The organism is Flavobacterium cryoconiti, from assembly GCF_048158645.1.
Lineage (GTDB): Bacteria > Bacteroidota > Bacteroidia > Flavobacteriales > Flavobacteriaceae > Flavobacterium > Flavobacterium cryoconiti.
This window is the reverse complement of record NZ_JBLNKW010000011.1, coordinates 46408-61694: the sequence shown is the minus strand read 5'-3', so window position 1 is coordinate 61694 and position 15287 is coordinate 46408. Positions and strand designations below refer to the sequence as shown.

Genomic DNA, 15287 nt, shown 5'->3' with positions numbered 1-15287 from the left:
TAAACCTTAGTTGTCTTATAAACATAGAGATATAAAATGAAAAATGAAAAAGAGATATTAAAATGGTTGAATAATGAGCTTTCAAGCCAAGAAATTGAAGATTTAAAACAATCTGAAGATTTTGATACACTTGAAAAGATTGCTCATTATGCATCACAATTGGAAGCTCCAAAAGTAGATGCCCACGCTGCTTTGGAAGCTTTTAAGGATCGAAACCATTCTAAAAAGAAAACAAAAGTTAGAACTTTAAATTTCAAAACATTCTATAGAGTAGCCGCTGTTCTTGTTATTATGTTAACCTCTGCTTATTTTTTGTTTTTTAATAACACAAAATCTTTCGAAACTCAAATAGCACAAACCAAAACGGTTACGCTACCTGATAATTCTGAAGTGATCTTAAACTCCGCTTCAAAATTGACTTTTAATGAAAAAAAATGGGCGGATAAAAGAGCTTTAACGTTAGAAGGAGAAGCTTATTTTAAGGTACAAAAAGGTCAAACTTTTAGTGTAAATACAAAGGTTGGAGTAGTAAAAGTTTTAGGCACACATTTTAATGTAAAAGAACGCAAAAACTATTTTGAAGTAAATTGCTATGAAGGATTAGTAAGTGTGACTTACAATAATAAAACCGTTAAATTGCCTCCTGGTAAAACATTCCGAGTTATAAATGGCTCTATTGAAAATGTTGAAGATTTTAATGCCCAAAATCCTTCGTGGATTCAACAAGAATCAAGTTTTAATAAGATTCCATTAAATCAGGTTATTGCAGAATTGGAGCGTCAATACGATATGAAAATTAAAGCGGAAGGTGTGGATACTTCAAAACTGTTTACGGGAAGTTTTACACATACTGACAAAAAAATAGCACTTCAAGCAGTTACCATTCCGCTAAAATTAAGTTACAGGATTGAAGGCAAAACCGTTATATTTTACAATTATGATGTTAAATAAATGGCTGGTTTATCTGCTACTTTGCATTGGAAGTATTTGTTATGGACAAAATACAGCTAAAAAAACAGCTCTAACTGAGGTTATTGTTTCCATCGAAAAACAATTTGATGTTAAGTTTTCGTATGCTGTTGAAGATATAGCCGCTATTGCAATTGAAAAACCGAATCCTTCATTTACATTACAAGAAACAATAGCGTATCTAAACTCGAAAACACTTTTAAATTTCAAAGCTTTAGACAATCGATATGTTACCATTTCGGTGATAAACAAAACAATATCCATTTGTGGCATTGTTTTATCTAACGAAAAAAAATCTCCTCTTATTGGTGCTTCAGTAGTTGTAAATGACATTGGAAGAAGTGTAATTACAAATGAAAATGGTAAATTTAATTTACCGAATATTCCAATAAATGCAACACTAACTATTTCCTATTTAGGTTTTGAATCTAGACAATTGACAGCAAAGGAGTTGTTTTCAGCACAAAATAATTGCAAAGAAATTATTCTTTCCACAAAAAGTGAAGAATTGAATCAGGTTTTGATAAATGTCTATTTAACGCCCGGATTACAAAAATATTTAGATGGAAGCACTGTTTTAAACACTAAAAAATTTGGTATTCTTCCCGGACAAATAGAACCCGACATTTTGCAATCCATTCAAGTACTTCCCGGGGTTGAAAGTACGAATGAAAGTATTGCCAATATTAATGTGCGTGGCGGAACTAACGATCAAAATTTAGTACTTTGGGATAATATCAAAATGTATCATTCCGGTCATTTCTTTGGATTAATATCTGCTTACAACCCGAATCTTACCAATAAAGTAATCGTTAGTAAAAACGGAACAAGTGCTGAATACAGCGATGGCGTTTCCAGTACTATAAATATGCAAACCAAAGACGATGTTACAACTGTATTTTCTGGTGGCGGAGGAATTAATTTAATAAGTGCTGATGCCTTTTTAGAAATTCCAATAACTAAAAAATTAGAGTTACATATTTCAGGACGTCGTTCCATTACCGATTTGTTTAAATCTCCAACGTATACTAAATATTTTGAACGAAGTTTTCAAGACACTGAAATCAATACGGATAGTAACCAAAAGGATACTTCTTCTGATTTTTACTTCTATGATTACACGGCTAAATTACTTTTTGATTTAAATGAAAAACATCAATTTAGAGCCAACATTATTGGTATCAATAACGCTTTGGATTATTCGGAACGCCGTATTACAAACTCAAACGAAACCGAATCTAAAGCTAGTAATTTATCCCAGAAAAATATTGGCTATGGAGGAAACTGGAAAGGACAATGGAGTCAAAAATTAAGCACAAACCTAATTACTTACTTTTCCAGATACAATATTGACGCTACCGATTACAGAGTGGAAACAGACCAGCGTTTAACCGAAGCCAATGAAGTTCTGGAAACAGGAGTGAAATTAAATACCTATTATAAAACAAATGATAACTTAAATTTCTTGTTTGGGTACCAATTCAATGAAACGGGGATGTTAAATCAAACCACCGTTAGTGCTCCGTTTTACTCTAGCACTAAAAAAGATGTTCTGTTGAATCACGCCCTATTTTCTGAGGTGGAATACAATAAAAACAATACCTATTTGAGAATTGGATTGCGTTTGAATTATTTTCAAAAATTTGAAAAGCTTTTGGTCGAGCCAAGAATAAACATCAGACAGAAATTATCAAATCAATTTGCTTTAAAATTAGAAGGGGAATTCAAAAATCAATCTACTACTCAAATCGTAGATTTTGAAGATGATTTCTTAGGTGTAGAAAAAAGACGTTGGGTTTTAGTAACAGACAAAGACATACCGATTGCGACGAGTAAACAAGGTTCTTTTGGTGTGGAATTCAATCAAAACAAACTGAATATTGAGGCTACGGGTTTTTATAAAATTGTTGACGGCATTACTGCTTCCAATCAAGGTTTTTATAACAGTTTTCAGTTTAATAATGCGAATGGAAGTTACTCTGCAAAAGGTTTGGAATTTTTAGCCAATAAAACAGCTTATCAATATAGCGTTTGGGTAAGTTACACTTTTAGTAAAAACGACTATCAATTTGATACTTTTACACCATCAACTTTCCCTAATAATGTAGATATAAGGCATTCTGTATCTTTAGGTTTCTATTACAATATATTTAAAAATCTAAAAATAGCAGTTGGCGGTATTTGGAGAAATGGTCAGCCTTATACAAAACCAATTGAAGGTAAAGAAACCATCCAAAAGGGAAATACTACAATGGTAAATTATGATTCTCCAAATAGTGAAAATCTAGCTGATTTCATGCGTTTAGACGCTTCCTTAAATTATAATTTCTACCTGTCTCAATTTATTAAAGCTTCGTTTACTGTGGGTGTAATTAATGCTACCAATCAAGATAATGTTATCAATAGGTATTATAAAGTCAATCCAAATGACTCTAATGATGCTGTTCAAGTAAATAACAAATCATTAGGCTTAACGCCAAATATAAGTTTTAGAGTGAATTTTTAATTCCATTTTATACCGTATAATAAAACATAAAACCCTTTCGAAGTACTCACTCTGAAAGGGTTTTATTATATTAAGAACTATTTTATATTCCAGCTATTGCTTTTATCTCATCAATGATTCGTAATGCCAAAGTATCTGCTTTTTCTTGTGAAGCCGCTTCGGTATAAATACGAATAATTGGCTCCGTATTCGATTTTCTAAGATGAACCCAGTTTTCGGCAAAATCAATTTTTACACCATCAATAGTGGTAATATCTTCATTTTTGTATTTTTCTGTCATGGCAACAAGAATCGCATCAACATCAATTTGTGGTGTCAATTCAATCTTGTTTTTGCTCATATAATATTCAGGATATGAAGCACGCAAAGCAGAAACTGTCATTTTTTTGTTAGCCAAATGCGTTAAAAAAAGTGCCACTCCCACCAAACTATCACGACCGTAATGCAGTTCTGGATAAATGATTCCCCCGTTTCCTTCACCACCTATTACAGCATTGTTCTTCTTCATTAGCTCCACTACATTCACTTCACCTACGGCACTCGCTTCGTAACTTCCGTTATGCAAGTTAGTCACATCACGCAATGCACGGGAAGACGACATATTCGAAACGGTGTTTCCTGGTGTTTTACTCAATACATAATCGGCGCAAGCCACCAAAGTGTATTCTTCGCCAAACATTTCACCGTCTTCACAAATAAATGCCAAACGATCAACATCAGGATCAACCACGATTCCTAAATCAGCTTTTTCTTTTACTACCAATTCTGAAATATCAGTCAAATGTTCTTTTAAGGGTTCAGGATTATGAGGAAAATGACCATTCGGTTCACAATATAATTTAACTACTTCAACACCCATTAATTCCAATAATCTAGGAATAATAATTCCTCCCGAAGAATTTACACCATCAACTACCACTTTAAATTTAGCTGCTTTTACTGCATCAATATCTACTAAAGGCAAATTCAATACTTCATCAATATGAATATCCATATAAGCATCGTTAATCATAATAGCGCCTAAATCGTCCACATCCGAAAAATCGAAAGCTTCCGCATCAGCAATTTCAAGAATTTTTAGCCCTTCTTCACCATTCAGGAATTCTCCTTTCTCGTTCAATAATTTTAATGCGTTCCATTGTTTTGGATTGTGAGAAGCAGTAAGAATAATTCCACCTTCCGCTTTTTCTAACGGAACAGCCACTTCAACGGTTGGCGTTGTCGAAAGACCTAAATCAATCACGTCAATTCCTAAACCAATTAAAGTATTTACCACCAAATTGTGAATCATAGGTCCCGAAATACGGGCGTCACGACCTACAACAACAGTTATTTTTTCTTTTCCTATATATTTTTTCAACCAAGTTCCGTACGCCGAAGCAAATTTAACCGCATCAACCGGCGTAAGATTATCCCCCACTTTACCTCCTATTGTCCCACGAATTCCTGATATTGATTTTATTAAAGTCATATTTCTATTTTTATGAATTTTTGGATATTAATTTTTAAATTGCTCACAAATATAATAATTGACGGTTTACAAAAGTCATTTATAATTCATAAATTAGGCGAATGAATTTCCTAGCCCACATCTATCTTTCCGGTGACAATGATTTAATCAAAATTGGTAATTTCATGGCTGATGGTATCCGTGGAAAACATTTTGAAAGTTATCCATTAGAAATTCAAAAAGGAATCATTTTGCACCGTGCCATTGACACTTTTACCGATGCACATCCCATTTTTAGACAAAGCACCAAAAAACTGCATGAAAAATACCATCATTATGCGGGTGTAATTGTTGATGTTTTTTATGATCATTTTTTGGCTAAAAACTGGAACACTTATTCTGATGAGAAATTAGAAGAATTTGTAGATCGATTTTATCAATCTTTACAGGATAATACTGCTCTTCTTTCCGAAAGGACTAAAGGAATGATGCCTTATATGATAAAACAGAATTGGTTAGTCAGTTATCAAACTATTGAAGGAATTAATCAAATTTTGACGCAAATGGATTATCGTACTAAAAACGAATCTAAAATGAGATTTGCCACAAATGAACTTTCAGAATTTTATTCGGAATTTGAAGCCGAGTTTACCGATTTTTTTAAAGAATTAATACTATTTTCGAATGATAAAATAATGACCTTATGAAAAAAATAATCTTTCTGCTTGCTTTTGCTGTTTTAGGATGCAAATCGAATGAAAAAACTGTTGAACCAACTGGTTTAGTGACTTCAAAAGCCATGGTAGTTTCGGCGCGTGAAGAAGCTTCGCAAATTGGAGTTGAAATCATGAAAAAAGGTGGAAACGCTTTTGACGCTATGGTAGCAACTGAACTTGCTTTGGCAGTTTCACATCCTCAGGCAGGAAATATTGGCGGTGGTGGATTTATGGTTTTTAGAAAAGCCAATGGCGAAACAGGAGCTATAGATTATAGAGAAAAAGCACCTTTGGCTGCAACTAAAGACATGTTTCTTGATGAAAAAGAAAATGTAATAGCAGGCAAAAGTAGAGAAACAGCTTTGGCTTCTGGAATTCCAGGTACGATTGCAGGAATATTCGAAGTACACAAAAAATATGGTTCATTACCCATAAGTGAAATCCTGAAACCTGTAATTGCCTTGGCAGAAAGAGGTGTTATAATCACAAAATTTCAAGCCGAAAGTTTATCGTATTATAGAGATTCATTTGTAAAAAGTAACGGTCCAAACAGTTTATTTTCGAAAAAATACAAGGAAAATGATACCATAAAATATCCAGCATTGGCAGCCACATTAAGACGAATTGCTGTAAATGGTCGTGATGAATTTTACAATGGAGAAACAGCTCAAAAACTAGTTTCTTTTCTTGATAAAAAAGGCGGCAATGTAACTATGGAAGATTTGAAAAAATACCAAGCTAAATGGAGAACTCCAATTACATTTCAATATAAAAATTTAAAAATAACCTCTATGTCTCCCCCTAGCAGTGGCGGAATTTGTTTGAATCAAATCATGAAAATGATTGAGCCTTTCAACCTCTCACAAATGGGGCACAACAGCGTAAAAACGATTCAAGTAATTACAGAAGCAGAACGAAGAGCGTATGCCGACAGGAATTATTTCTTGGGAGATCCTGATTTTGTAAAACTTCCAATGAAAGAATTAGTCGACCCAACTTATTTAAAGAGCAGAATGAGTGATTTTTCATTCGACAAAGCATCAAAATCCTCCGATATTGCAAATGGGGAAATCAAAGGGTATGAAAGCAAACAAACTACTCATTATTCTATTGTCGATGCAGCCGGAAATGCCGTTTCAGCAACGACTACTTTAAATGATAATTATGGTTCTAAAATATATTGTGATGAATTGGGTTTCTTTTTGAATAATCAAATGGATGATTTCAGTGCTAAACCGGGAGTTCCAAATTTATACGGATTGACTGGAACTGAAGCCAACAGCATCGCTCCCGAGAAAAGAATGTTAAGTTCCATGTCACCAACAATTGTTGAGAAAGACGGTAAACTTTTCATGGTTGTAGGAACTCCGGGAGGTTCCACCATTATCACTTCCGTTTTACAGACCATATTGAATGTCTATGAATTTGGCTTAAGCATGCAGGATGCTGTAAATGCACCCCGTTTCCATCATCAATGGTTGCCTGATGAAATTACTTTTGAACCTAATTCCTTCGATAAAGAATTACTGAATAATTTAAAGAAAAAAGGATATATCATCAATGAAAAAAACAAAGAAATCATTGGCGAAGTTGATGCCGTTTTAGTATTACCAAATGGAAAATTGGAAGGTGGCGCAGATAAAAGAGGTGATAACAAAGCTGTTGGGTTTTAAATTTAAATATTTGAATGAAAAAAATTATTATTCTATTGAGTGTCTTTTCTATTGGTTGTAAAACCCAAAATGTTATAGTTCAACCAACAGGACTTGTTGCTGATAAAGCAATGGTGGTATCGGCTCGTGAAGAAGCTTCAAAAATTGGAGTTGAAATCATGAAAAAAGGCGGTAATGCTTTTGATGCGATGGTTGCAACTGAACTGGCTCTTGCCGTATCCTATCCTTATGCAGGAAATATTGGAGGTGGCGGTTTTATGGTCTATCGAAAAGCCAATGGTGAAACCGGAACTTTGGATTATCGCGAAAAAGCTCCATTGGCAGCTACAAAAGACATGTTTCTTGATGAAAAAGGAAATGTTATTAAAGGAAAAAGTACAACTACAGCACTTGCTATTGGAATACCCGGAACTATTGCAGGGGTTTTTGAAGTACATAGAAAATTAGGATCCTTGCCTATCGAAGAAATATTGAAACCCGTAATTGAATTAGCAGAACGTGGAGTTATTGTGACCAATAAACAAGAAAAACGTCTCAGCGAATACCGAAATGAGTTAATCAAAATAAACGGAGTAAATTCTCTGCTGTCGACTGTTTTTAAAGAAAATGATACCATTAAATATCCCGCTCTGGCAGCCACATTAAAGCGGATTTCAAAAAATGGCAGAGATGAATTTTACAAAGGAGAAACTGCAAAAATATTAGTGCAATACCTTCAGGAAAAAGGAGCTATAATCACTATGGAAGATTTGGCTAAATATGAAGCCAAATGGAGAACACCACTCACTTTTGATTATAAAGATTTAAAAATTATTTCAATGCCTCCTCCTAGTAGCGGCGGAATATGTTTGGCTCAAATATTTAAAATGATTGCTCCATATGATTTGGCAAAAATGGGACATAATTCATCCGAATCTATTCAAGTTATTGTAGAAGCCGAAAGAAGAGCTTATGCCGACCGAAGTTATTTTCTAGGCGATCCTGATTTTGTAAAAATCCCACTTAAGGGATTAATGAATGATGACTATTTACAACAAAGAATGGCTAGTTTTAATTTTGATAAAGCCACTCTTTCATCAGATATAAAGGAAGGAAATGTAAATTATAATGAAAGTACTGAAACTACACATTATTCTATTGTGGATCAATTTGGTAACGCTATTGCAGCTACAACAACGCTAAATGCGGGTTACGGTTCTAAATATTACTGTGATGCATTGGGCTTTTTTCTAAACAACGAAATGGATGATTTCAGTGCCAAACCAGGTGAACCGAATATGTTTGGATTAGTAGGAAATGAAGCCAACAGTATTGCGCCACAAAAACGAATGTTGAGTTCTATGACTCCCACAATTGTAGAGAAAAACGGAAAATTATTTATGGTGGTTGGTTCTCCCGGAGGTTCAACGATTATCACATCAGTATTGCAAACGATTTTGAATGTTTACGAGTATAGTTTGAGCATGCAGGAAGCGGTAAATGCGCCACGTTTTCACCATCAATGGCTACCAGATTTAATCACTTTTGAGCCCAATACTTTCGACACTAAAACCTTTGATATTTTAAAATCAAAAGGATATAAAATCAATGAAAAAACGACGCCAGTAATAGGAAAAGTTGATGCTATTTTGGTTTTACCAAATAAAAAACTAGAAGGTGGCGCTGATTATAGAGGAGATGATACAGCGGTAGGGTTTTAGGTTATCGACTATGTTAAGCATTTTAATTGATATTGTTATTGAATTTTGCCATTGAAATTTACTATTTATGAACTTTATACTTGCATTAGAAAACGCTTTTAAAGAAAATGAGAATTCGGAAAATGCTTTTGCGATGGCAAAATACATGAAGAATAATTTTTCGTTTTTTGGAATAAAAACAGAGGAACGAAGACACCTTTTCAAAGCAATTTGGAAAGAAAACAAACAAGAAGTTGCTGCAAACGCAAGAGCAATTGCAGTAGCATTATATTCAAAACAAGAACGGGAATTTCATTATTGTGCGATTGAAATTTTAATAAAAGAGCTCAAAGGAAATTATAAAAAAGAAGACATTCAACTGATTGAAAAACTGATACTAAATAACTCTTGGTGGGACAGCGTTGATACGATTGCAAAGTACATTTTAGGAGAATATCTATTGGAATTCCCATTGGAAACCAAAAATGTAATTGAACGATTTTCAAAGTCAGAGAACATGTGGTTGAACCGAAGTGCTATTTTATTTCAATTGAATTACAAACAAAAAACGAATGCTGATTTTTTATTCTCCGAATGCTTAAAACAAGCTCATTCTAAAGAATTTTTTATTCAAAAAGCAATTGGCTGGGCATTACGGGAATATGCGAAAACAAATCCCGAAGTAGTGAAGAAGTTTGTTCTGGAAGCTAATTTAAAACCATTAAGTACAAAAGAAGCATTAAAAAATATTTGTTACCCTTAAAATAGTAGTAGTTTTGCACCCCCTTTAAAAAATTATAATGTTCAAAAAATATTTATCAAAATTAGAAACCATAATAGCTTTTGCGCAATCCATGTTAACGCCAAAGCAGTTTATATTTTTATCTTCAGTATTAGTTGGTATTTCTGCTGCTTTTGCGGTAATCGTTTTAAAAACTTTTGCGCACTGGGTATTTTCATTTGCTACTTATGTCAGTGGAATTTTAAAATTGGGGTTCATCAATAGTATTTTGCCAATCATTGGTATTCTACTTACTGTTTTTGTTGTCAAAAGAGTTTTAGGAGGAACCATTCAAAAAGGAACTTCTCAAATTTTATATGCTGTTGCTAAAAAAGCGAGTATTATTCCAAAAAAACAAATGTATGCCCAAATCGTAACCAGTTCCCTAACGGTTGGTTTAGGAGGTTCAGCAGGATTAGAAAGTCCTATTGTAATTACTGGTGCTGCTTTTGGATCCAATTATGCTCAAAAATATAAATTAAGCTATAAAGACCGGACGCTTCTTATTGGTTGTGGCGTAGCCGCTGGTATTGCTGCCGCATTTAATGCTCCTATTGCCGGAGTTTTGTTTGCCATTGAAGTTCTGTTGGTCGATGTAAGTATTTCAGCATTTACTCCCATCATGATTGCAGCAGCAACTGGTGCTTTAGTCTCTGTTATAGCTTTAGACGAAACCATTTTATTATCTTTTAGACAACAACAAACTTTTGACTATCATAACATTCCTTTCTATGTTGTTTTAGGATTACTAACCGGATTTATTTCTGTTTATTACTCCAGAAATTTTGAGAGAGTAGAACATTTTTTTCACCGACTTAAATTTTCCCCTTATAAAAAAGCATTCTTTGGGGCTTCTGTTTTGGCAATTCTAATTTTTATTTTCCCTACACTTTTTGGAGAAGGTTATGAAAGTATTAAAACACTATCTGAGAATGATCCCGGGCAATTATTGGAAAATACGCTCTTTGAGGGATTTAGAAATAACAGCTGGGCGCTTTTGGCTTTTGTTGGCGTTACGATGATGATGAAAGTTTTTGCTACAGGAATTACGCTAGGTTGTGGTGGTAATGGAGGTAACTTCGCTCCTTCCCTATTTTTAGGCTCTTATGTCGGTTTTTTCTTTTCTAAATTTCTAAATCTTACCGGATTGACAAAACTACCAATCAGTAATTTTACTATGGTGGGAATGGCCGGAATATTAAGTGGATTATTTCATGCGCCACTAACGGCAATTTTCTTAATTGCCGAAATTACAGGAGGATATAATTTAATGATTCCTTTAATGATTGTTGCTTCTATTAGTTTTGCCATTTCAAAACGATTTGAAAAACATTCGATGGATGTGAAAAATTTAGCCAAAAAAGGACATGCTTTCACCAGCAATAAAGACACTAATGTACTCTCTACATTAGACACTAACGCGATCATTCAAACGGATTATTTAACCGTTTCTCCTGATGAAAATCTAGAAAAATTAGTTGATTTAATTTCACATTCCAATCAAGTTATTTTTGCTGTCGTTGATAAAGAACTAAAAATGGTAGGAATCGTACATTTTAATACCATCAGAGAAATTATATTCAATCCTTATCGGGTAAAATATACTTTGATAAAAGAAGTTATGATTCCGCCAATAGAAACAATAGCACCGGAGGATACTATGGAAACTGTTATGGATAAATTTGAAAAAGCGAAAGTTGTTTTTCTACCGGTAATCAAAGAGGGTAAATATTATGGTTTTATTTCCAAATCTATTGCTCTTGAGGCGTATAGAGCTAAACTAAAATCAATGACGATAGAATAAATTATAATACTTCTTTTAACATAAACTTCTAAACTGTTCTATCGAAAGAATAAATCAAAATGGTAACTTTGCTTTTTTGCAAAAATTATGTTAGACAAAGACAATACCATTGAAGTTCAAGGCGCTCGCGTCCACAATCTTAAAAATATAGATATTTCCATTCCTCGTGAAAAACTGGTCGTAATTACTGGTCTTTCCGGTTCTGGGAAATCCTCCTTAGCTTTCGATACTATTTATGCCGAAGGGCAACGGCGTTATGTAGAAACTTTTTCTGCTTATGCGCGTCAATTTCTAGGTGGATTGGAACGTCCCGATGTGGATAAAATTGATGGACTTTCCCCTGTAATTGCCATTGAACAAAAAACGACCAGTAAAAGTCCACGTTCCACAGTGGGAACTATCACTGAAATTTATGATTTCCTGCGTTTGCTTTATGCCCGTGGTGCCGATGCATACAGTTACAATACCGGCGAAAAAATGGTAAGTTATAATGATGAACAAATCAAAGATTTGATTATTCAGGATTTTAAAGGAAAACGAATCAATATTTTAGCTCCTGTTATTCGCGCTCGAAAAGGACATTATGCCGAGCTTTTCCAACAAATTGCCAAGCAAGGTTTCCTTAAAGTTCGTGTAAATGGTGATATCCTGGATATTACTTTAGGAATGAAATTAGACCGTTATAAAACACATGACATAGAAATCGTTGTCGACCGAATGGTGATTGATGATACTCCAGAAAATGAAAAACGTTTGACTGAAAGCATCAACACGGCGATGCATCACGGGGAGAATGTATTGATGGTTTTAGATCAAGATTCTAATGAAGTTCGTTTTTTTAGCAGAAATCTGATGTGTCCAAGTACTGGAATTTCATACCAAAATCCGGAACCGAATTTATTCTCTTTCAATTCCCCAAAAGGGGCTTGTGATCATTGCAACGGCTTAGGAACAGTAAACGAAATCAATACCAAAAAGATTATTCCAAACCCGAAATTATCCATAAAAAATGGCGGTTTTGCTCCTTTAGGAGAATATAAATCCTCATGGATTTTTAAGCAATTAGAAATTATAGGAGAAAAATATGGTTTCAAATTGACGGATGCCATAGAAACAATTCCAGAGGAAGCAATGGAAATGATTTTGAATGGCGGAAAAGAAAAGTTCACCATCAATTCTAAAGATTTAGGCGTTGCACGAGAATACAAAATTGATTTTGAAGGGATTTCGCATTTCATAAAAAACCAACATGACGAAAGTGGTTCTACAACTATAAAACGTTGGGCGAAGGAGTTTATGGACGAAATAAAATGTCCCGTTTGCGAAGGTTCCCGTTTGAAAAAAGAAGCGATGTTCTTTAAAATCAATGAAAAAAATATTACCGAATTGTGTGATATGGATATTTCAGATTTGACAGCTTGGTTTCTTGATTTAGAAAACCATTTATCTGATAAACAAAAAATTATTGCTACTGAAGTAATCAAAGAGATTAAGGACCGATTGAACTTTTTGATGAATGTAGGTTTGGACTATTTGGCTTTAAGCCGAAGTTCAAAATCACTTTCTGGTGGTGAAGCACAACGAATCCGTTTGGCAACACAAATTGGTTCGCAATTGGTTGGTGTTTTGTATATTCTGGATGAGCCAAGTATTGGTTTACACCAAAGAGACAATGACAAATTGATTCATTCTCTCGAACAATTACGCGATATTGGAAACTCCGTAATTGTGGTGGAACATGATAAGGATATGATTGAACGTGCCGATTATGTGATTGATATTGGACCAAAAGCAGGAAAATATGGTGGAGAAATAATCAGCAAAGGAACACCAGCTGAAATCTTGAAACATCATACCATAACGGCGATGTACATGAATGGTGAAATGAAAATTGAAGTTCCAGCAAAACGTCGGGAAGGAAATGGAAAATTTCTAAAACTGACCGGGGCAACAGGAAATAACTTGAAAAATGTTTCGATAGAATTGCCTTTGGGTAAAATGATTTGTGTAACCGGAGTTTCGGGAAGCGGAAAATCAACTTTGATAAATGAGACGCTCTACCCTATTTTGAACGCGTATTATTTCAACGGCGTAAAAAAGCCACAGCCCTATAAAAAAATTGAAGGATTGGAACATATCGATAAAGTCATTGATATAGACCAAAGTCCGATTGGCAGAACGCCAAGAAGTAATCCGGCAACATATACTGAAGTTTTTACCGAAATCAGGAACCTGTTTACGATGACCTCCGAAAGTATGATTCGGGGATATAAAGCAGGGAGATTTAGTTTTAATGTCAAAGGCGGGCGTTGTGAAACCTGTGAAGGTTCTGGTGTGCGAACGATTGAGATGAACTTTTTACCCGATGTGTATGTAGAATGTGAAACTTGCCAAGGGAAACGTTTTAACAGGGAAACATTGGAGATTCGATTCAAAGGAAAATCCATTTCGGATGTGTTGAATATGACGGTGGATGAAGCGGTTCCGTTTTTTGAAATGATTCCGAAGATTTATAGAAAAGTAAAAACAATTCAGGACGTTGGTTTGGGCTATATAACGCTTGGGCAACAAAGCACCACGCTTTCAGGCGGTGAAGCGCAACGTATCAAACTGGCTGGAGAATTATCTAAAAAAGATACTGGAAACACGTTTTATATTTTGGACGAACCTACAACCGGATTGCATTTTGAAGACATCAGAGTATTGATGGAAGTAATAAATAAACTGGTGGACAAAGGGAATACGATATTGATTATCGAGCACAATATGGATGTGATTAAACTAGCCGATTATATTATTGATATTGGTCCTGAAGGAGGAAAAGGCGGAGGACAACTTATTGCCAAAGGAACGCCTGAAGAAATTATAAAAATTAAGAAGAGTTATACGGCGCAGTTTTTGAAAAAAGAGTTGGCTTAAATTCCCTTCCTCTGGAGGGGTGCCCGAAGGGCGGGGTGGTTTTTATTTATTTTCACTACAATTGACATTTTTTTGTAAATTGAATCCTAAAAACCACCCCGCCATAAATGGCACCCCTCCTCTGGAGGGGAATAGAAACAAGGATTATGGAAAATGACAAGGAAATAACGGCTTATATAAACACACAGCCTATTTATAGAAATTTCATCGAAAACTTACCCTACAACATAAAACTAAAAGCTAGATCCCGAGCATTACGTAAAGCAGGTGTGCTATCAGAAGTGATTTTTTGGTTGCAAGTGCACAAAGGAATATTCTGGAAAATAGATTTTGACAGACAAAGAATTATAGGTAATTATATCGTAGATTTTTATGTAAAAACTCTAGGATTGGTAATCGAAATTGATGGATCAAGCCATGACAACAAAGAAGAATACGACCGAAAAAGAGAAGATTATCTCCTTTCATTAGGATTAAAGGTTTATAAAATTTCGGATTTAAGGGTAAAACATGATTTGAGTAATGTGATGACGGAATTAGAGAAATATATTGTTGTAGAATTTGGAAATAAAGCGACTAATATCTGAAAATTTCTACAATAAAACCACCCCGCCCTCCGGGCACCCCTCCAAAAGAGGGGAAAAGCAGACATAATAATTGTAGCTAAAGGAACACCTGAAGAAATTATAAAAATTAAGAAGAGTTATAGAGCGTAGTTTTTGAAAAAAGAGGTACTTTAGTATTTGGGAGCACTAGCCCAGATTGAAACGGCATCCTTTTCCTTGCTGCT

10 protein-coding genes are annotated in these 15287 nt (G+C 34.5%); 9 read left to right on the top strand and 1 reads right to left on the bottom strand.

Annotated features, from left to right (window positions below):
- Positions 1-36: 36 nt before the first annotated feature.
- Both ACM55H_RS15235 and ACM55H_RS15230 read left to right on the top strand, forming a co-directional pair.
- Positions 37-951: a FecR family protein gene (locus ACM55H_RS15235; protein WP_416837334.1), complete on the top strand. Its 915-nt coding sequence runs from the start codon at positions 37-39 to the stop codon at positions 949-951.
- Positions 938-3475, top strand: coding sequence for a TonB-dependent receptor (locus tag ACM55H_RS15230; protein WP_416837333.1), 2538 nt, complete (start codon positions 938-940; stop codon positions 3473-3475). The genes ACM55H_RS15235 and ACM55H_RS15230 overlap by 14 nt, the downstream gene beginning before the upstream one ends.
- Positions 3476-3557: 82 nt before the next feature.
- Here ACM55H_RS15230 and glmM read toward each other — a convergent pair whose 3' ends face one another.
- Positions 3558-4946 (bottom strand): phosphoglucosamine mutase, encoded by a 1389-nt coding sequence (gene glmM / locus ACM55H_RS15225; protein WP_416837332.1) that lies wholly within the window; start codon positions 4944-4946, stop codon positions 3558-3560.
- 101 nt (positions 4947-5047) lie between these two features.
- Here glmM and ACM55H_RS15220 point away from each other — a divergent pair, with 101 nt between their 5' ends.
- The 7 genes from ACM55H_RS15220 to ACM55H_RS15190 all read left to right on the top strand — a co-directional run bounded on the left by ACM55H_RS15220 (position 5048) and on the right by ACM55H_RS15190 (position 15084).
- The gene (locus ACM55H_RS15220; protein ID WP_416837331.1) at positions 5048-5632 is read left to right on the top strand and encodes an acyl carrier protein phosphodiesterase; all 585 of its coding nucleotides are present in this window, start codon (positions 5048-5050) and stop codon (positions 5630-5632) included.
- Complete coding sequence (gene ggt, locus ACM55H_RS15215; protein ID WP_416837330.1) at positions 5629-7314, top strand: gamma-glutamyltransferase; 1686 nt, start codon at positions 5629-5631, stop codon at positions 7312-7314. Before ACM55H_RS15220 ends, ggt (ACM55H_RS15215) begins: the two co-directional genes overlap by 4 nt.
- Positions 7315-7328: 14 nt before the next feature.
- Positions 7329-9014: a gamma-glutamyltransferase gene (gene ggt, locus ACM55H_RS15210; protein ID WP_416837329.1), complete on the top strand. Its 1686-nt coding sequence runs from the start codon at positions 7329-7331 to the stop codon at positions 9012-9014.
- 67 nt (positions 9015-9081) lie between these two features.
- The gene (locus tag ACM55H_RS15205) at positions 9082-9756 is read left to right on the top strand and encodes a DNA alkylation repair protein (RefSeq protein ID WP_416837328.1); all 675 of its coding nucleotides are present in this window, start codon (positions 9082-9084) and stop codon (positions 9754-9756) included.
- Between the two features lie 37 nt (positions 9757-9793).
- Positions 9794-11578 (top strand): chloride channel protein, encoded by a 1785-nt coding sequence (locus tag ACM55H_RS15200; protein ID WP_416837327.1) that lies wholly within the window; start codon positions 9794-9796, stop codon positions 11576-11578.
- Positions 11579-11665: 87 nt separating this feature from the next.
- Entirely contained in the window at positions 11666-14497 is a 2832-nt protein-coding gene (gene uvrA / locus ACM55H_RS15195) for an excinuclease ABC subunit UvrA (RefSeq protein WP_416837326.1), read from the top strand.
- Between the two features lie 107 nt (positions 14498-14604).
- Positions 14605-15084, top strand: coding sequence for an endonuclease domain-containing protein (locus ACM55H_RS15190; RefSeq protein ID WP_416837325.1), 480 nt, complete (start codon positions 14605-14607; stop codon positions 15082-15084).
- Positions 15085-15287: the final 203 nt, after the last annotated feature.